Raw genomic sequence first — 18,059 nt, forward strand, 5'->3', positions numbered from 1 at the left:
ATGAGCGTTTCCCTTAAAGGACTGGCCGCCGCCCTGTTGCTGGGCGGCAGTGCCGTGGCAATGGCTGCCAATGACGGGCAGATGCGCGCCAATGAACTACTGACCGCCGACCCGCAGTACCGCGAGACCTGGCAGCACGTGGTCAAGAAAGAAGAGCGCTTGCCGGAATGGGTGATGAACCTATCGGGCGATGCCGAGCAGATGAACGCGGTCGAGGAAGACGGCGACAAGTACCTGGTCGGCCCCCTGTGCGAGACCCAGGCGACCTGTCGCAGCAAACGCCTGATCGTCGCCTTCAGCTTTGACAAGGACGAAGCCTACGCCATGTTGGTGGAAGTGCCCGCCGGCCTGCCGGCCGACAAGTCGCCGACCCGACATGCCGACTACCGTTTCCTCGGCAAGCCCGATGAAGGTATGCAGAAATTGTTAATGGAACAACTCAAGAAAGATCCGAACTGGTACTGAATCTGAAAACGGGAAAGGCAACCCTGCCTTTCCCTTCTGCACAGCCCGAAGAGGGCCGATGCATGACCAGGGGGCTGGGACGTTCTGGCTGATCGAGTCGGAGTGACCTACGGGCACAAGGGGTGCCTGCGAAAGGGCCGGGTCAGGAAAAAGCTACGACGCAGGTTCGCAAAGTCCAGGCGACTTGGCGAACCTGCGCAGGGCTTCGCTTTTATAAAATGCCTGTGCCAGAGCGGCTGGTGGATGGAGTCCCGTCACCGGCCCGCGACTGCGGCATTTTGTCTCCAGACACTCCAGTCATTTCCCGCTTCCGACCGTATATCGGAGAAGCGCGGCAGCAGTTTTCTTTTGCAGCACGTGTCTGGCCGCGGTCCTCTCATCGGTTCTACAAGCCTTGTGGAGGAAGCCCGGCTACGCTGAAATGGCCGGTTCACGGCGCTTATGCCTGCATAAATGTCCTACGCAAACCGGTTGGGACGCGGGTTTCGTTTAGAAAATCTCATGCCGATTCGGCATAGGGTAGGCGTTTACGGCATTAGACGAGCCTATCCCGCATCGCAATAGTTGCGCCTTTTTTCGCCTGCCAGTAAGCCGCTAGCGCGCTCGGGGTGACCTTATACGGGGGCAGATGCGCGGATGTTTATCGTCCATGCCGCTGCCCGAGTCCAACTGAAGTAAGGGTAATGATATGAAGAAGGCAAAGCTAAGCCTCGCCTGGCAGATCCTCATCGGTCTGGTCCTCGGGATTGCACTGGGCGCTCTGCTCAACCATTTCAGTGCCGAGAAGGCCTGGTGGATCAGCAATGTGCTGCAACCGGCAGGCGATATCTTTATCCGTCTGATCAAGATGATCGTGATCCCGATCGTGATTTCCTCGCTGATCGTCGGCATTGCCGGGGTCGGTGACGCGAAGAAACTCGGGCGCATCGGCCTCAAGACCATCATCTACTTCGAAATCGTCACCACCATCGCCATCGTCGTCGGCCTGCTGCTGGCCAACTTCTTCCAGCCAGGCAATGGCATCGACATGAGCACCCTCGGGACGGTGGATATTTCCAAGTACCAGGCCACGGCGGCGGAAGTCCAGCATGAACACGCGTTCATCGAGACCATCCTCAACCTGATCCCATCGAACATCTTTGCCGCCATGGCGCGTGGCGAGATGCTGCCGATCATTTTCTTCTCCGTGCTGTTTGGCCTGGGCCTGTCCAGCCTGCAATCGGACCTGCGCGAGCCGCTGGTGAAGATGTTCCAAGGCGTATCGGAAAGCATGTTCAAGGTCACCCACATGATCATGAACTACGCCCCGATCGGCGTTTTCGCACTGATCGCGGTGACCGTCGCCAACTTCGGCTTCGCTTCCCTGCTGCCGCTGGCGAAACTGGTGATCCTGGTTTACGTCGCCATCGCGTTCTTCGCCTTCGTGGTGCTGGGCCTGATCGCCCGCCTGTTCGGCTTCTCGGTGCTCAAGCTGATGCGCATCTTCAAGGACGAACTGGTGCTGGCCTACTCCACCGCCAGTTCCGAAACCGTGCTGCCACGCGTGATCGAAAAAATGGAAGCCTACGGCGCGCCGAAGGCAATCTGCAGCTTCGTGGTGCCAACCGGCTATTCGTTCAACCTTGACGGTTCGACGCTGTACCAGAGCATCGCGGCGATCTTCATCGCGCAGCTGTACGGCATCGACTTGTCCATCAGCCAGCAATTGTTGCTGGTGCTGACCTTGATGGTGACCTCCAAAGGCATCGCCGGCGTGCCGGGCGTGTCCTTCGTGGTGCTGCTGGCGACCCTGGGCAGCGTGGGCATTCCGCTCGAAGGCCTGGCCTTCATCGCCGGTGTCGACCGCATCATGGACATGGCCCGCACCGCGCTGAACGTCATCGGCAACGCCTTGGCCGTGTTGGTGATCGCCCGTTGGGAAGGCATGTACGACGACGCCAAGGGCCAGCGCTACTGGAACTCCCTGCCGCACTGGCGCAGTAAAGAGCCGCTGCCGGCGGGTGAAACCTCCAGCCGCTGAGGGCATGCCAGGTCAAAGCCATTAACACAAACCCCGGAGCACTCCGGGGTTTGTCGTTTCTGCCAGCCCCGCTATCATTCGCGGCATCTTCCGAGGGGATTAACCGATGCTCAATGGCCTGTGGCTTGGCTTCTTTATCGTGGCAGCCGTGTCGGCGCTGGGACAGTGGCTGATCGGCGGCAACGCCGGGATCTTCGCCGCGATGGTGGAAAGCATCTTTGCCATGGCCAAGCTGTCGGTGGAGGTGATGGTCCTGCTGTTCGGCACCCTGACGCTGTGGCTGGGGTTCTTGCGGATCGCCGAAAAGGCCGGCATCGTCGACTGGCTGGCCAAGGCCCTGGGGCCGCTGTTCTTGCGCCTGATGCCGGAAGTACCGGCCGGCCATCCCGCCATCGGCCTGATCACCCTCAACTTCGCCGCCAACGGCCTGGGCCTCGATAACGCCGCCACCCCCATCGGCCTCAAGGCCATGCGCGCCCTGCAAGACCTCAATCCCAGCCCGACCATCGCCAGCAACGCCCAGATCCTTTTCCTGGTGCTCAACGCCTCGTCGCTGACACTGCTGCCGGTGACCATCTTCATGTACCGCGCCCAGCAAGGCGCGCCGGATCCGACCCTGGTGTTCCTGCCGATCCTGATCGCCACCACTGGCTCGACCCTCACGGGGCTGTTGTCGGTGGCGTTCATGCAACGCCTGCGCCTATGGGATCCGGTGGTGCTGGCTTACCTGGTGCCGGGGGCGCTGGCCCTTGGCGGCTTCATGGCGCTGCTGGCCACGTTGTCGGCCACCGCGCTGGCGGGCTTGTCGTCGATCCTCGGCAACCTGACGCTGTTCGGCCTGATCATCCTGTTCCTGGTGGTGGGGGCGCTGCGCAAGGTCAAGGTCTATGAGGCCTTCGTCGAAGGGGCGAAGGAGGGCTTCGACGTCGCCAAGAACCTGCTGCCGTACCTGGTGGCGATGCTTTGCGCGGTCGGCGTGCTGCGGGCATCCGGGGCGCTGGATTTCGGCCTGGACGGCATTCGCCACCTGGTGCAATGGGCCGGCTGGGACACGCGTTTCGTCGATGCCCTGCCGACCGCCATGGTCAAGCCGTTCTCCGGCAGCGCCGCCCGGGCGATGCTGATCGAAACCATGAAGACCTCAGGGGTGGATAGCTTCCCGGCGCTGGTGGCGGCGACTATCCAGGGCAGCACCGAGACCACGTTCTACGTGCTGGCGGTGTATTTCGGCGCGGTCGGCATCCAGCGGGCGCGCCATGCGGTGGGTTGCGCGCTGCTGGCGGAACTGGCCGGGGTCTTGTCGGCGATCGGGGTCTGCTACTGGTTCTTTGGCTGAGGCCAGCGCGCAAGTCCGGTGAAATTCATCGTGGCGAGGGAGCTTGCTCCCCGCCCCGATGTTCAACCACCTGCCGACCCCGTCACATTGAACCGCAGCACCCCAATCATCTGGCCATTCTCCGTCAGCACCCGCACTTGCCACTTGCCCGCCGGGTTGTCCGGGAAATTCTGCTTGTGGGTCCAGGCGCGGTAGCCTTCCTTGCGCCCGCCGTGGATGTCCAGGGCGATGCGATCCACCTCTTTGCCGTTGAACTGCCAGACGTGATAGATCCGCTCATCGAGGCCTCGCGGCGCATTGATGGCCGTGTAGGCGTACAGGCCGTTGCCACGAATCTGTTCCGCACTGACTTCCTTGAGGCTGGCGCCGGGGGTGCGATCCTCCACCTGGGTACTGATCGCCACTTCGGTCATCCACAACGTGGCCGGCGGCACCCAGGAGCGCAGCACCCAGCCGGCAGCGCCGATGCCTAGGGTGATGCACAGGATCGCCAAGGCGTTGCGCACCGTGCGGATCGGAAAGATCGACGCCAGGCTGGGGAATGACAACAGCATGGCAATGCCCAGCGCCAGCTTGAAGCTCTGGTCGGTGGTCAGGTGCAGGATGACCGGCAACGCGGTGAGGAGGGCGGCGAACAGCGTCAGGGTGTGCAACGCCAGGAACGCCCAGCGCCGGGGTGCCAGCCATTTGTAGTACAGCGGATCGGTGATCGAAATCAGCGCCGCCGCCGCCAGCAGGCTGGTGAAAATCAGCTGGCTGCTGTTCCAGGTGGTGGTGATGAAGAAAAACGGCAGGACAAAAAACAGGCTTTCCTGGTGAATCATCTGCGTGGCGTAGCGCAACAGCGGCTGGGGGATTTCTCGCTTGAAAATCCGCGTGAACAGCCGGGTCATGCTGTTCTCCACCATCAGCCAGAGCCAGCTCACCAGCATCATGACCGCGATCCAGGTGGCCAGGCCCTGCTGGCGGTCCACCAGCATGAAACTGCCGACGCCGGAGATGAAACCGCCGAGCGCAATGACCCCTGGGTAGCGCTTCATCAGTTCAAGGATGCGCTGGATAAAACGAGGCAGGCTTTGCATTAGGCGGTTTCACAGTAAGTCGTAGGAAATATCCCTGACAGAGTATCGTCCAGGGGGCGGTGTGGCGAGGATCATGGTGTGCGTCGCCAGCCTTTCATCTGACCCGTGTGGCATTGGAAACAGTTTCAAGCCCGGCGGCGCAATCGCCACGCCACCAGCCCCAGCACCAGCACCGCCAGCAGCGCGCCCACGCCCCACACGAACTCATCATCGCTGAGCAACGGCTTCTCGATGCGCAGGTAGCCGGGGTCCTTGAGCAGTTCGCGCAGGGCCAGGTTGGCCTGGTCCAGGCTCACCGACTGCAAGCGCAGCGCCGGGTTGGCGAAGCGGCCGTCCTCGTAGTCGCCCAGGGCGCCCCAGTAGTAATCGGCCAGGGCGCTGTTGCCCTGGACCGCCCAGGACTGATGCGCGATGGCCGCACGCTTGATGCGCATGAAACTGGCGGGGTCCAGGCCGTCCTTGAGCAGGTTCTGGCGCAGTTCTTCGAGCGCTTCCTCGGCCTGGGGCAGGTCCTCGCGGGCCAGGTCCGCGTTCAAGCTGAAGAAACCGACGCCGCCGAACACCTCGCGCTCCGTCCACGGCCCGTAGGACAGGCTGCGGGCCAGGCGCAGTTGGCGATAGAGCGCCCAGTCCAGGTAATCCTTGAGCAAATCGAAGGTTTCGTCGTGCTGCTCGTCCAGCACCGGTTCGGGGAACAGCCAGTGAAGCTTGGCGCCGTTGCCGACCAGCCCGTGGATCAGGTTGCGCTTGGTGACCGCGCTGTAGCGGATCTGCGGCAGCGGCTCGTGTTGGCTGGGTTCGACCGGTTCAAGTTGGCCGAAGGTGCGTTCCAGGTAGGCCGGCAGCAGCCGATCGAGGTCGCCGACCACGATCAGCGTCATGTTGTTCGGTGCATACCAGGCCTTGCGCACGTGCTCGAGGCGGGCGAGGGTCAGGTGCTCGACCTCGGCCCGTTCCGCGCAGCGCAAGCCCAGTTCCACTGCCAGTTGGTTACTGGCCTTGTGTCCCAGGTCCTGGCGGTCGAGCCAGCGTTGCAGGTGGGTGTAATGGCCGCCGTCCTCTCGCTCCACCACGCGCTTGGCCGCCTCCAGGGCTTTTTCGTCGATGCGGGTGCGGGTCAGCAACGCCATCAGCAGGTCCAGGACCTTGCGCTGATTGCTGGCCGGCGCCTCGATGACGAACGTGGTGTCGGCGTTGCTGGTGAAGGCGTTCCATTCGCCGCCCAGGCTCTGCATGCGTTCCTCCAGGCCGCCTTCGCCCGTTTCGTCAACGCCGCTGAACAATAAATGCTCAAGCAGGTGCGGCAGTTCCTTATCGGCGCAGCTGAAGTCATCCAGGCCTACGCCGACCACCAGGCGAATGGCCACATGCCCGCGCTCGCTGCCCGGCTTGAGCACCAGTTGCATCCCGTTGGGCAAGGCGTAGCCCTCGACCTGAAACCGGTCCAGGGCAACTGCAGGCAAGGCGCCGAGCAAGAAAAGGGCGAATAACAGACCACGCATAAACGGCTTCCTGGCGACTGACAGTCCAATCCTACTGACTGGACAATGCGCCAGATGTTCAAGGCGAATGGGTGATGTCCGATATTTCATCGGCCGCCAGCGCACCGATTTCAGCGGTCTCCAGCACCACGTAGGCGCTGCCGCAGAACAGCGAATTCAGACGCCTCATGTCGGCAATCAGCTCCAGGTGCAGGGCGCTGGTCTCCAGGCTTTGCAAAACCTTGCGTTGCAGGCGGCTGACGTGGGCGTGGGCCATTCGCCGTTCCTGCGCCCGAAAGCGCCGTTTCTCACGCAGCAACTGGCGGGCGCTTTCCCGGTCGGCGCTGAGGAACACCGACAGGCCCAGCCGCAGGTTGGCGATCAACTGGCTGTGCAGCCCGGCCAGCTCTTCCAGGCCCACGTCGGAGAACGAGCGGCGTTGTGCGGTTTTCTGTTGCTGGACCTTGCGCAGCATGCGCTCGATGAGGTCACTGGCCAGCTTCAGGTTGATCGCCAGCTCGATGATTTCCGCCCAGCGGCGACTGTCCTGTTCGCTGAGGTCTTCGCGGGGCATCTGCGCCAGGTACAACTTGATGGCGCCGCACAGCACCTCGACGTCATCACCCATGCGCCGCACGTCCTGGGTGACCGCCGTCTGCTGGCCATGCAGCACGTCCAGCATGGCTTCGAGCATGGCTTCGATCAAATCACCGATACGCAAGGTTTCCCGGGCGGCATTCGCCAAGGCCAGGCTCGGTGTGGCGAGGGCGGTGAGGTCTAGGTGCCGGGGCTTGGCCGTGCCGTTGGTCTCGGGTCGCTCCGGCAGCAACCAGGCGCAGAGCCTGGCCATCGGCGCGACGCTGGGCAGCAACACCAGGCAGCGCACGGTGTTGTAGAGCAGGTGAAAGCCGATCACCGTTTCCTGGGGACTGAAGTCCAGGCTGTCCAGCCACCCCACCAATGGGTCGAGGACCGGAATGATCAGCAGCAGGCCGATCAGCTTGTACAGCAGGCTACCCAACGCCACCTGACGCCCGGCGGTGTTCTGCATGCTGGTGCTGAGGAACGCCAGGACGCCGCTGCCGATGTTGGCGCCGATCACCAGGCCGATGGCCACCGGCAGGCTGATCACCGCGGCGCCGGCCAGGGTCGCGGTCAGCAGCACGGCCGCCAGGCTGGAATAGGAGACCATCGCGAACAGGGCACCGACCAGCGCATCGAGCAGGATGTCGCCGGTCAACGACGCGAAGATCACCTTCACACCCTGGGCGTGGGTGATGGGTGCGGCGGCTTCGACGATCAGTTGCAGGGCGAGGATGATCAGCCCCAGGCCGATCCCCACCCGGCCCATTTGCCCGACGCGGGTCTGCTTGCGCGAGAGGAAGAAGATCACCCCGAGAAAAATCAGCAGCGGCGACAGCCAGGACAGGTCCAGGGTCAGCACCCGCGCCATCAACGCGGTGCCGACATCGGCGCCGAGCATGGTGGCCAGGGCAGGGGTCAGCGCCATCAGGCCCTGGCCGACGAAGGAGGTGACGAGCATCGCCGTGGCGTTGCTGCTCTGCACCAGCGCGGTGACCATGATGCCGGCCAGGAACGCCAGCCAGCGCCGGGACATGTTCTGGCCGATGACATGGCGCAGGTTCGAACCATAGACCCGCAGGATGCCGGTACGGACGATGTGCGTGCCCCAGATCAGCAAGGCCACCGCGGAGAGCAAATTCAGCAGGGTCAGCATGACAAGCCCCCTGTTAGCGTCCCAAAGGGACAAATTGACGATGCCACATGGATTCGTTGTTGTACTTAAGCTGTAGTTGGCGAACGGTTCGAGCGCCAGCATTGCACAGCTAAAGAACCGATTGAAACAAAACTGTCATAAAAAATGCACCCTCGAAAACACCCCGCTCCCACAGGTCATGCACCAGGCCACTTTCATACCGGCATGAAAAAGGGGCTCCAAGAGCCCCTTCGTTCATTGCCGCGGTCCTTTTACTGGCCCGGGATATCCTTGCGCAGTTTTACCGGGTCCTGCTGGCTGCGCTTGCGGGCAATCGCCGTGCGCATCTTGATGTTGATGGCTTCCACCGCCAGGGAGAAGGCCATGGCGAAGTACACGTAGCCTTTTGGTACGTGGACGTCGAACGACTCGGCGATCAGCACGGTACCCACCACCAGCAGGAACGACAGCGCCAGCATTTTCAGCGACGGGTGCTTGTCGATGAACGTGCTGATGGTGCCCGAGGCCAGCATCATTACCAGGACCGCAACGACGATTGCCGCCACCATCACCGGGACATGGGAGACCATGCCGACAGCGGTGATGACCGAGTCCAGGGAGAAGACGATGTCGATGATCGCGATCTGGATGATGGTGTAGAGGAAGTTGCCGCCCTTGCCCGAGGGCTCGTCGTTGCTCTCGTCCTCGCCTTCGAGCGCGTGGTACATCTCCTGGGAGCTTTTCCACAGCAGGAATAGGCCACCGAAGAACAGGATCAGGTCACGACCCGAGATGCCCTGGCCCAACACTTCGAACAAATCGGCGGTCAGGCGCATCACCCAGGTGATGGACAGCAGCAACAGGATCCGCGTGACCATGGCCAGCGCCAGGCCGAAGATCCGGGTGCGCGCCTGCATGTGCTTGGGCATGCGGCTGACCAGGATCGAGATCATGATGATGTTGTCGATGCCCAGGACAATTTCCAGGGCGGTCAGGGTAAAGAAGGCAACCCAGATTTCCGGGTTGGTCAGCCATTCCATGTGAGTTCCTTTAGCGTGTGTTAGGCCACGCGGCGCCGCCAGTGACCTGGAGACGCCGGGCAGGGGGCATTGCTTTTATAGAGTGCTGAACAGCGGAAAGATCCCCATCAGCAAGGCGGCAACCATTATGCACAGGCAAACCAGCACTGCCCACTTCAGGGTGAAGCGCTGGTGATCACCGAATTCGATGCCGGCCAGGGCCACCAACAGGTAGGTGGATGGAACCAGCGGGCTCAACAGGTGGACGGGCTGGCCAACGATCGAGGCACGGGCCATTTCCACGGCGGTGATGCCGTAGTGACTGGCGGCTTCGGCGAGAACCGGTAACACCCCGTAATAAAATGCATCGTTCGACATGAAGAACGTGAACGGCATGCTCGCCAGGGCGGTAATCACGGCCAGGTACGGGCCGAGGAAGTCCGGGATCACTGCCAGCAGGCTCTTGGACATGGCATCGACCATGCCGGTGCCGGACAGGATGCCGGTAAAGATACCGGCCGCGAAAATCAGCCCGACCACCGCCAATACGCTGCCGGCGTGCGCTGCAACGCGGTCTTTCTGCTGTTGCAGGCAAGGGTAGTTGACGATCATCGCGATACTGAAAGCCACCATGAACAGCACCGGCAGCGGCAACAGGCCGGCGATCAGGGTGCACATCAGGCCCAGGGTCAGCGCGCCGTTGAACCAGATCAGTTTCGGACGACGGGCATCCGGGAACTGGGAAACGCTGATTTCGCTGTGGTCGATTTCATCGCCGGCCAGGTGCAGTTCACCCAGGCGCGCACGTTCACGCTTGCCGTACATGTAGGCAATCAACAGGATCGCCACCACGCCGAACGCCATCGCCGGAATCATCGGGACGAAGATGTCGGACGGATCCACATGCAGCGCACTGGCGGCGCGGGCTGTCGGGCCGCCCCAAGGCGTCATGTTCATCACGCCGCCGGCGAGGATGATCAGGCCGGCCATGATCCGTGGGCTCATGCCGATGCGGCTGTACAGCGGCAGCATCGCCGCCACGCAGATCATGTAAGTGGTCGCGCCGTCTCCATCGAGGGAAACGACGAGCGCCAGAACGGCGGTGCCGACCGAAACTTTCAACGGGTCGCCCTTGACCAGCTTGAGGATCTTGCGCACGGCCGGGTCGAACAGGCCAGAGTCGATCATCAGGGCAAAATAGAGAATGGCGAACATCAGCATCACCCCGGTCGGGGCAAGCTTGGTGATGCCTTCGAGCATCATCGGGCCGATTTTCGGGGCGAAACCACCGAACAGGGCAAACAGGATCGGGATGATGATCAGGGCGATCAGCGCGGACAGGCGCTTGGTCATGATCAGGAACATGAACGTGATGACCATGGCGAAGCCAAGGAAAGTCAGCATAGGAAATACTCCAGGCGTGGCGCGGCGGGCAAGGGCGAACCGGACAGGTCAGCGCAGGATGCGGGGCTCGGGACGAACGGATGGAGTGGGCGCGGCGGGACAGGTAGTTGCGGACATCAGAATCACCATTGTTGTTGTAGAGGGGCCAGGACCGCGGCGAAAGCCGTTGTTGGCCACCGGTCTTTTGCCGGTAGTGAGGCGATCCTAATCGCGCAAGCTTTCAGCCAGCTTTCGCGCAACAACCGGATGTCGAGTTCGGAAGATGAAGCGTCAGAACAACCGTGGCGAGGGAGCTTGCTCCCGCGGGGTCGCGCAGCGGCCCGGTTTGGGACTACTGCATGGCCCCGCGGGAGCAAGCTCCCTCGCCACAGAGATCGCAGTGGGGCTAGAAACCCGACAGATCCAACGGCCGCATGGCGCCCATCCAGATCGCATGGTCGGTGTGATCGGCCAGTTCATCGCCCGTATTGGGGTGCAGGAGAATCACCAGGCCTTTGCGGTAGAGCGCCAGCCACGGCAAGACCACTCCGATGTACTGCGGGTCGAACGACAACTGGCAGCTCCAGTCCGGATGCGGACCAACCGGGCGCTGATGCATGCGGCCCATTTTCAGCGGGAACAACTGTGCCGCTTCCTCGCACAGCGCCCGCGCCTGGTCGAGGGTGCTGGCGTCGAAATACACGTGGGCGTGGTAGCCCTTGATGCGTTGCATCTGTCACTCCTCGAAAAGAGGCCGAACCCCAGCCGTTTGTCGCGGGTCAGAGGCCTTACACGTGGGACAAAAAAGGAACAAAGCCATGAAAAATGCAGAAACCCCGGTGATCAAAGTGGTGCTTTATGGTGCCATGAGCAGCCTCGGCAGTGCATTGATGGCTGAAATGCTGCGCCGCCAGCATGAAGTGATCGCCATCCTCGACGACCTCACCGCCCTGGCGCCACGGCCGGGCCTGCGGACCAAGCCCGGTGATCTGTTCGATCCCGAGCGGGTCAAGCAAAGCGTAGCCGGTGCCAGCGCCGTCATCTGCCTGCTGAACGCGCCAGGGTTGCCGATGAACAGCGAGCAGGTGGAGCGCAACCTGATTCCAGGCCCCGTGGAACAAGTACTGGCGGTGGACGCACTGATTGCCGGGATGGAAGCGGTGAACATTCCGCGGCTGTTCCTGGTGGGTGATTTCGCCGTGCTCGACGAGGAGCAGGGCGACGACGACCTGCAACGCCACGCCGCCGAAGAAGTGCTCGACGCCCTGCAGAACAGCACCTTGCAGTGGACGCTGATCAACTCGCCCTACGCCGCGCCGGGCCTGGGCATCGAACACTTCAGCCAGGTCAGCACCAGCCTGGAACCGGGCCTGGCGGACGCCCTGGAGCGGTTGAACCGGGTGGCGGTCGGGATCGCCGACGAGCTGCGCCTGAACCTGCACGTGGGCCAGCACGTGAGTTTCATCGCCGCCCACTGAAGGCGCCGCGCGTTCAAACGGCAATGGAGGGCAGGGGCAGCCCGGTCAGTGATTCGGCGCTGTTGGCCTGCTCTTCCATCAACCAGTCCACGAACAGCCTGATCAATGCCCCACGCCGTTTGCGCTGGGGCAAGACCACGTAATACCCCAACCGCGACAGCACGGTCTCGGCAATGGGCCGGCACAGCAGGCCTTGGGCCAATAAGTTATCCACAAGGTGCCGCCAGCCAATGGCGACGCCCTGGCCGCCGATGGCCGCCTGGATCAACAGGGTGTAGTTGTCGAAGCGCAACTGTCCGGGGGCCGGGGGCGAGGTGATGCCCAACTCGCGAAACACCCCGTTCCAGTCAAACCAGTTGCTGCCGTTGCCTGCGCGCAAGTGCAGCAATGGGAACTCCGCCAAGGCAGGTGCGGGCAAGGGCAGGGGCCGCGCCTTGAGCAGCAGCGGACTGCACACCGGAAAGACTTCTTCGCTGAACAGCCAGCGACTTTCGCCTTGTTTGAAGCGACCGTCGCCGAACAATACGGCAACGTCAATGTCCGTGCGGAGCATGTTGTGGTTGCGCTCGCCGGTTACCAGGCTGACGTCGATCTGCGGATTCGCGGCGTGAAACCGATGCAATCGCGGCATCAGCCAATAGGCCGCAAAAGCGAAGTCTGTGGCCACCTGCAACACCTCGTGCTGGTGCTGCGCCGTGATCGCACTCAGCCCGGCGTCGATGCTCTGCAAGCCGGCCTGGACTTGCTCGAACAGGATCGAGCCGGCCTCCGTCAGCTCGATGCCGCGGTAAATGCGATCGAACAGCCGTGTGCCCAATTGTTCTTCCAGGCGCTTGATCTGTTGGCTGATGGCTGGCTGCGTGGTGCCCAGTTCAATCGCCGCTGCCGTGAAGCTCTGCTGGCGGGCGGCCGCTTCGAAGGCACGGAACAACTCCAGGGACAGGTCACCCAAGGCGTCATACATAAGCTGTGCTTATCCTAGTCATTATCCTACATGGGCTTTACCCCAAAACCCGGGGGCTACATGCTCAATCGCAGCAATGTCGCATAACTGCTCACTATGGAATGCCGCGAATACATGAAGCGCAAGAACATTCTTTTCATCATGGCCGATCAAATGGCCGCGCCAATGTTGCCGATCTACGGTCCTTCGCCGATCAAACTGCCCAACCTGTCGCGCCTGGCCGCCGAAGGTGTGGTATTCGACGCGGCGTATTGCAACAGCCCGCTCTGCGCGCCGTCGCGTTTCACCCTGGTGAGCGGCCAGTTGCCCAGCAAGATCGGCGCCTACGACAACGCCGCGGATTTCCCGGCGGACATCCCCACCTACGCCCATTACCTGCGCCGCCTCGGCTACCGCACGGCGTTGTCCGGCAAGATGCACTTTTGCGGGCCAGACCAGCTGCACGGCTATGAAGAGCGCCTGACCAGCGACATCTACCCGGCCGATTATGGCTGGGCCGTAAACTGGGATGAGCCGGACGTGCGGCCGAGCTGGTACCACAACATGTCGTCGGTGTTGCAGGCCGGCCCTTGCGTACGCACCAACCAGCTGGATTTCGACGAAGAAGTGGTGTTCAAGGCCCAGCAATACCTGTTCGACCACATTCGCGAGGACGGCGACCAGCCGTTCTGCCTGACCGTGTCCATGACCCACCCCCACGACCCGTACACCATTCCCAAGGCGTTCTGGGACCTGTACGACGACAACGACATTCCGTTACCGCTCACCCCGGCACAGACTGAGCTGGACCCGCATTCCCAGCGCCTGCTCAAAGTGTATGACCTGTGGGGCAAGCCGCTGCCTGTGGATAAGATTCGCGACGCCCGCCGGGCCTACTTCGGCGCGTGCAGCTACATTGACAGCAACGTCGGAAAACTCCTGCAGACCCTGGAAGACACCGGGCTGCTGGAGGACACAATCATCGTCTTCTCCGGCGATCATGGGGACATGCTCGGAGAAAAGGGCCTCTGGTACAAAATGCACTGGTACGAGATGGCCGCACGGGTGCCGCTGTTGATCAGCGCGCCGGGGCAATTCGCCAGCGGACGGGTGAGTGCAGCGGTGTCCACCGCCGACCTGCTGCCAACCCTGGTGGAACTGGCCGGTGGCACGCTGGAACCGGGGCTGCCGCTGGACGGACGCTCGCTGGTGCCGCACCTGCAAGGGCAGGGCGGGCATGACGAAGTCTTCGGTGAATACATGGCCGAAGGCACCGTGAGCCCCTTGATGATGATTCGCCGTGGCCCTTGGAAATTCATCTACAGCGAGGACGACCCGTGCCTGCTGTTCGATGTCCACAATGACCCCAAAGAACTGGAGGATCTCAGCCAGTCTCCGGAGCATCAGCGCCTGTTCGCCGATTTTCTCGCCGAAGCCCGGGCCAAGTGGGACATCCCCGCCATTCACCGACAAGTGCTCGCCAGCCAGCGGCGCCGTCGGTTTGTCGCCCAGGCGCTGACCCTGGGCAAACTCAAGAGCTGGGACCACCAGCCATTGGTCGACGCCAGCCAACAGTACATGCGTAACCACATCGACCTCGATGACCTGGAGCGCAAGGCCCGTTATCCACAACCCTGCCAACACCAATAACGTAAGGGGAAGCACATGCAAAAGTTACCCACAGTACTGACCGCCGGGCTGTTGGCATTGAGCAGTGTGTCGGCCTGGGCCGAGCAAAGCTGCGAAACCGTGAAGATGGCCGATCCGGGCTGGAGCGACATCGCGGCGACCAACGCCATCGCCGGTTTCCTGCTGGACGGCATGGGCTACAAGGCCAAGGTCGATACCTTGGCGGTGCCGATCACGTTCGGAGGCCTCAAGGATGGCCAGGTCGACGTGTTCCTCGGTAACTGGATGCCGGCGCAACAGGGCTTCTACGACAAATTCGTCGCCACCGGCGATGTCACGCAGTTGGCCAAGAACCTGGAAGGGACCGAGTTCACCCTGGCAGTGCCGGACTACGTCTGGGATGCCGGTGTGCATGACTTTGCCGACCTGAACAAATTCGCCGACAAGTTCGAGAAGAAGATCTACGGCATCGGCTCCGGCGCGCCGGCGAACCTGTCCCTGAAAGAGATCATCAAGACCAATGATTTCGGCATGGGTGAGTGGAAGCTGGTGGAGTCCAGCGAGCAGGCGATGCTGGCGGAGGTCTCCCGGGCCGTGAAGAAACAGAAGTTCGTGACCTTCCTCGGCTGGACGCCGCACCCGATGAACGTGCAATTGAAAATGCATTACCTCAAGGGCGGCGAGAAGTACTTCGGCGACACCGGCAGCGTCTATACGCTGACCCGCAAAGGTTATGCACAGGCCTGCCCGAACGTCGGCAAGCTGCTGACCAACCTGAGTTTCACCCAGGAGATGGAAAACAGCATCATGGCCGACGTGGTGAACAACAAGGTCAGCAACGCCGACGCAGCCAAAGCCTGGATCAAGGCCAACCCAGCCGTGCTGGATAAATGGCTGGACGGCGTGAAGACCGTGGATGACAAGGACGCGTTGGCGGCGGTGAAGGCCAAACTGTAAGGCCGGCTGTTGTGGCGAGGGGATTTATCCCCTCGCCACAGATATGATCTTCACCACAGAGAGAGCGGTGCATTGTCCTGTTACTCTTGCGCCAAACCCCATCCTCGAGGCCCCATGGCATTGCCCACGCGCCATTCACTCTTTCCGTTCCTGAGCTGGCTTCCCCGTCAGACCCGCGCCAGCGTCGGGCGGGACCTGATCGTTGGCCTGAGCGGCGCGATTCTCGCGTTGCCCCAGTCCATTGCCTACGCCCTGATTGCCGGCCTGCCCCCCGAATATGGTTTGTACGCAGCGATCGTGCCGGTGCTGATTGCCTGCCTGTGGGGTTCCTCCTGGCATCTGATCTGCGGTCCTACGGCGGCGATCTCCATTGTCCTGTACGCCAGCATCAGCCCCTTGGCCGTGCCTGCCAGCCAGGACTACGTCACCTTGATCCTGCTGCTGACCGTGCTGGCGGGTGTTTTCCAGTGGTTGCTGGGGTTGTTGCGTTTCGGGGCGCTGGTGAATTTCGTCTCGCACTCGGTGGTGCTGGGCTTTACGTTGGGGGCGGCGGTGGTCATTGCCCTGGGCCAGCTGCCAAACCTGCTGGGCCTGGACCTGCCGAACGAAGCCACGGCCCTGAAGGGCGTGCTGGCGCTGCTCAGTCACATCGGGGCTGTGGATAAACCCTCCTTGCTGCTGGGCTTGGCCACGCTGGCCCTGGGGATAACCCTGAAAAAGGCGTTGCCGCGTTGGCCGAGCCTGTTGATAACCCTGGTTATCAGCAGCCTCGTGGTCTGGCTGTGGCCCGCGATGTTCGGGCATGTGGCACTGGTCAGTGCCTTTAGCGGACGCTTGCCGCCGCTCTCACCGCTGCCATTGGACCTGGAGCTGATCCTGCGCCTGCTGCCCGGCGCCGTCGCCGTGGGGATGCTCGGGCTGGTCACCAGCCTGTCGATCGCCCGCTCGTTGTCGGTTCGTTCCGGGCAATTGCTCGACGCGAACCAGGAGGTGAGGGCGCAGGGCCTTTCCAACATCATTGGAGGTTTTTTCTCCGGATCATTGTCGGCCGGTTCCTTTACCCGTTCCGGTCTCAGCTATGAGGCCGGGGCCTGCTCGCCGTTGGCCGGGGTGTTCTCGGCCCTGTGGGTGGCGCTGTTCGCCGTAGCCGGCGCAACGCTGATCGCGCACATTCCGATCCCGGCCATGGCCGGCAGCATTCTGCTGATCGCCTGGGGCCTGGTGGACCACCGCGCTATCCGCGCGCTGTACCGGGTGAGCCGCGCCGAATTCGTGGTCATGAGCCTGACTTGCCTGGCGACGCTGCTATTGGAACTGCAAACCGCGATCTACGCGGGCGTGCTGGCCTCGCTGTTTTTCTACCTCAAGCGCACCTCCCAACCGCGAGTGCAGCATTATTGCGAAGGGGAAACGGAGGTCCTGCGGGTCGGCGGCTCGATCTTTTTCGGCGCCAGTCATTTCCTGCAAGTGCGGCTGCAGCGATTGCAGGCACAACAGGTGGTCATCGATGCCCAGCAAATCAACTTCATCGATTACTCCGGCGTGGAAATGCTCCACCAGGAGGCCCGGCGCCTGCGCAGCCAGGGCCGCAGCCTGACCCTGCGCCGGGCCCGGCCCCAAGTGGTGGAAGAGCTGAAGAAGCTGGAGGGGGCGGAGCACTGCCCGATTCAATTCGAGGATTGAGCGGTTCGCGTTGTGGGAGCAAGGCCTGCCCCCACAACGCCCTACAGCGCCAACTGGCGGCGCAACTCCGCCAGCACCGGCGCGGTGTCCGGGCGCACGCCGCGCCACAGGTAAAAGGCCTCACCCGCCTGTTCGGCCAGCATGCCCAAGCCATCCATCGCCACCGCGCCGTGTTCGCGTGCCCAACGGCAGAACGAGGTCGGCTCCTTGCCGTACATCATGTCGTAGCACAACGTCTTACCCGGCTCGATCAAGCTGGCGGCAATCGGCGGCACCTCCCCAGACAGGCTCGCCGAGGTGGCATTGATGATCAGGTCCACCGGCTCTTGCAGCCAATCGAAGCCACTGGCAGACACCGGGCCCAGGTCGGCGAACAGCTCGGCCAGCAGCTCGGCCTTCTCCACCGTGCGATTGGCGATGATCACCGAGGCCGGCGCTTGCGCCAACAACGGCTCCAGGGCGCCGCGCACCGCACCGCCGGCGCCCAGCAGCAGGATGCGCTTGCCCTGAAGGCTGAACCCCGCGTTGACGGTCAGGTCCCGCACCAGCCCGGCACCGTCGGTGTTGTCCCCCAACAGGCGGCCATCGGCCAACTTGCTCAACGTGTTCACGGCCCCGGCGCGCTGCGCCCGCTCGGTCAGGTTGTCGGCCAGGCGGAAGGCGTCTTCCTTGAACGGAACGGTGACATTGGCGCCACGGCCCTCACGGAAGAATGCCCGCGCGCACTCGGAAAAATCCTCCAGGGGCGCCAACAGCGTGCTGTATTCCAACGCCTCTCCGGTCTGCTCGGCGAACAACCGGTGGATCAGCGGCGACTTGCTGTGGCCGATCGGGTTACCCATTACAACGTAGCGATCCATGAGCGC

General features: G+C 62.5%; 15 protein-coding genes. 7 read left to right on the top strand and 8 right to left on the bottom strand.

Features of this window, described 5'->3' with window-relative positions; translation table 11 throughout:
- The 3 genes from VM99_27295 (at position 1) to VM99_27305 (ending at position 3,821) form a co-directional block, all read left to right on the top strand.
- Entirely contained in the window at positions 1–465 is a 465-nt protein-coding gene (locus tag VM99_27295; GenBank protein AKK01552.1) for a hypothetical protein, read from the top strand.
- A 688-nt stretch (positions 466–1,153) separates the two neighbouring features.
- Positions 1,154–2,485 (top strand): glutamate:protein symporter, encoded by a 1,332-nt coding sequence (locus VM99_27300; GenBank protein ID AKK01553.1) that lies wholly within the window; start codon positions 1,154–1,156, stop codon positions 2,483–2,485.
- Positions 2,486–2,591: 106 nt separating this feature from the next.
- Complete coding sequence (locus VM99_27305; GenBank protein AKK01554.1) at positions 2,592–3,821, top strand: membrane protein; 1,230 nt, start codon at positions 2,592–2,594, stop codon at positions 3,819–3,821.
- Between the two features lie 62 nt (positions 3,822–3,883).
- On the opposite strand, the gene VM99_27310 is transcribed toward VM99_27305, so the two are convergent.
- The 6 genes from VM99_27310 to VM99_27335 form a co-directional block, all read right to left on the bottom strand.
- On the bottom strand, positions 3,884–4,903 hold the full coding sequence (locus VM99_27310) for a membrane protein (GenBank protein AKK01555.1): 1,020 nt from the start codon (positions 4,901–4,903) through the stop codon (positions 3,884–3,886).
- 125 nt (positions 4,904–5,028) lie between these two features.
- Entirely contained in the window at positions 5,029–6,405 is a 1,377-nt protein-coding gene (locus VM99_27315) for a peptidase M16 (protein AKK01556.1), read from the bottom strand.
- 58 nt (positions 6,406–6,463) lie between these two features.
- On the bottom strand, positions 6,464–8,122 hold the full coding sequence (locus tag VM99_27320; protein AKK01557.1) for a membrane protein: 1,659 nt from the start codon (positions 8,120–8,122) through the stop codon (positions 6,464–6,466).
- Positions 8,123–8,373: 251 nt separating this feature from the next.
- A complete protein-coding gene (locus VM99_27325) occupies positions 8,374–9,141 on the bottom strand; it encodes a membrane protein (GenBank protein ID AKK01558.1) in 768 nt (255 codons plus the stop codon).
- A gap of 75 nt (positions 9,142–9,216) precedes the next feature.
- Positions 9,217–10,524: a citrate transporter gene (locus tag VM99_27330; protein AKK01559.1), complete on the bottom strand. Its 1,308-nt coding sequence runs from the start codon at positions 10,522–10,524 to the stop codon at positions 9,217–9,219.
- Positions 10,525–10,909: 385 nt separating this feature from the next.
- Positions 10,910–11,236, bottom strand: coding sequence for a 4,5-dioxygenase (locus VM99_27335; protein AKK01560.1), 327 nt, complete (start codon positions 11,234–11,236; stop codon positions 10,910–10,912).
- 85 nt (positions 11,237–11,321) lie between these two features.
- On the opposite strand from VM99_27335, the gene VM99_27340 reads away from it, so the two are divergent.
- Positions 11,322–11,981 (top strand): NADH-flavin reductase, encoded by a 660-nt coding sequence (locus VM99_27340; protein AKK01561.1) that lies wholly within the window; start codon positions 11,322–11,324, stop codon positions 11,979–11,981.
- Between the two features lie 13 nt (positions 11,982–11,994).
- Here VM99_27340 and VM99_27345 read toward each other — a convergent pair whose 3' ends face one another.
- Positions 11,995–12,945, bottom strand: coding sequence for a LysR family transcriptional regulator (locus VM99_27345; protein AKK01562.1), 951 nt, complete (start codon positions 12,943–12,945; stop codon positions 11,995–11,997).
- A 114-nt stretch (positions 12,946–13,059) separates the two neighbouring features.
- Here VM99_27345 and VM99_27350 point away from each other — a divergent pair, with 114 nt between their 5' ends.
- The 3 genes from VM99_27350 to VM99_27360 all read left to right on the top strand — a co-directional run bounded on the left by VM99_27350 (position 13,060) and on the right by VM99_27360 (position 17,193).
- On the top strand, positions 13,060–14,574 hold the full coding sequence (locus VM99_27350; protein AKK01563.1) for a choline-sulfatase: 1,515 nt from the start codon (positions 13,060–13,062) through the stop codon (positions 14,572–14,574).
- A 15-nt stretch (positions 14,575–14,589) separates the two neighbouring features.
- Positions 14,590–15,510, top strand: coding sequence for a glycine/betaine ABC transporter substrate-binding protein (locus VM99_27355; GenBank protein AKK01564.1), 921 nt, complete (start codon positions 14,590–14,592; stop codon positions 15,508–15,510).
- A gap of 114 nt (positions 15,511–15,624) precedes the next feature.
- On the top strand, positions 15,625–17,193 hold the full coding sequence (locus VM99_27360) for a SulP family inorganic anion transporter (protein AKK01565.1): 1,569 nt from the start codon (positions 15,625–15,627) through the stop codon (positions 17,191–17,193).
- Positions 17,194–17,234: 41 nt separating this feature from the next.
- On the opposite strand, the gene aroE is transcribed toward VM99_27360, so the two are convergent.
- The gene (gene aroE, locus VM99_27365; protein AKK01566.1) at positions 17,235–18,053 is read right to left on the bottom strand and encodes a shikimate dehydrogenase; all 819 of its coding nucleotides are present in this window, start codon (positions 18,051–18,053) and stop codon (positions 17,235–17,237) included.
- Positions 18,054–18,059: the final 6 nt, after the last annotated feature.

The sequence above is a fragment of the Pseudomonas chlororaphis genome, assembly GCA_001023535.1.
Classification (GTDB): Bacteria; Pseudomonadota; Gammaproteobacteria; order Pseudomonadales; family Pseudomonadaceae; genus Aquipseudomonas; species Aquipseudomonas chlororaphis_E.

Bases quoted from the DNA above. Each gene is read 5' to 3' on its own strand.
- VM99_27345 (AKK01562.1), bottom strand. From the start codon at position 12,945: ATGTATGACGCCTTGGGTGACCTGTCCCTGGAGTTGTTCCGTGCCTTC.
- VM99_27340 (AKK01561.1), top strand. From the start codon at position 11,322: ATGAAAAATGCAGAAACCCCGGTGATCAAAGTGGTGCTTTATGGTGCC.
- VM99_27300 (AKK01553.1), top strand. From the start codon at position 1,154: ATGAAGAAGGCAAAGCTAAGCCTCGCCTGGCAGATCCTCATCGGTCTG.
- aroE (AKK01566.1), bottom strand. From the start codon at position 18,053: ATGGATCGCTACGTTGTAATGGGTAACCCGATCGGCCACAGCAAGTCG.
- VM99_27315 (AKK01556.1), bottom strand. From the start codon at position 6,405: ATGCGTGGTCTGTTATTCGCCCTTTTCTTGCTCGGCGCCTTGCCTGCA.
- VM99_27350 (AKK01563.1), top strand. From the start codon at position 13,060: ATGAAGCGCAAGAACATTCTTTTCATCATGGCCGATCAAATGGCCGCG.
- VM99_27330 (AKK01559.1), bottom strand. From the start codon at position 10,524: ATGCTGACTTTCCTTGGCTTCGCCATGGTCATCACGTTCATGTTCCTG.
- VM99_27320 (AKK01557.1), bottom strand. From the start codon at position 8,122: ATGCTGACCCTGCTGAATTTGCTCTCCGCGGTGGCCTTGCTGATCTGG.
- VM99_27325 (AKK01558.1), bottom strand. From the start codon at position 9,141: ATGGAATGGCTGACCAACCCGGAAATCTGGGTTGCCTTCTTTACCCTG.
- VM99_27305 (AKK01554.1), top strand. From the start codon at position 2,592: ATGCTCAATGGCCTGTGGCTTGGCTTCTTTATCGTGGCAGCCGTGTCG.
- VM99_27355 (AKK01564.1), top strand. From the start codon at position 14,590: ATGCAAAAGTTACCCACAGTACTGACCGCCGGGCTGTTGGCATTGAGC.
- VM99_27360 (AKK01565.1), top strand. From the start codon at position 15,625: ATGGCATTGCCCACGCGCCATTCACTCTTTCCGTTCCTGAGCTGGCTT.
- VM99_27310 (AKK01555.1), bottom strand. From the start codon at position 4,903: ATGCAAAGCCTGCCTCGTTTTATCCAGCGCATCCTTGAACTGATGAAG.
- VM99_27295 (AKK01552.1), top strand. From the start codon at position 1: ATGAGCGTTTCCCTTAAAGGACTGGCCGCCGCCCTGTTGCTGGGCGGC.
- VM99_27335 (AKK01560.1), bottom strand. From the start codon at position 11,236: ATGCAACGCATCAAGGGCTACCACGCCCACGTGTATTTCGACGCCAGC.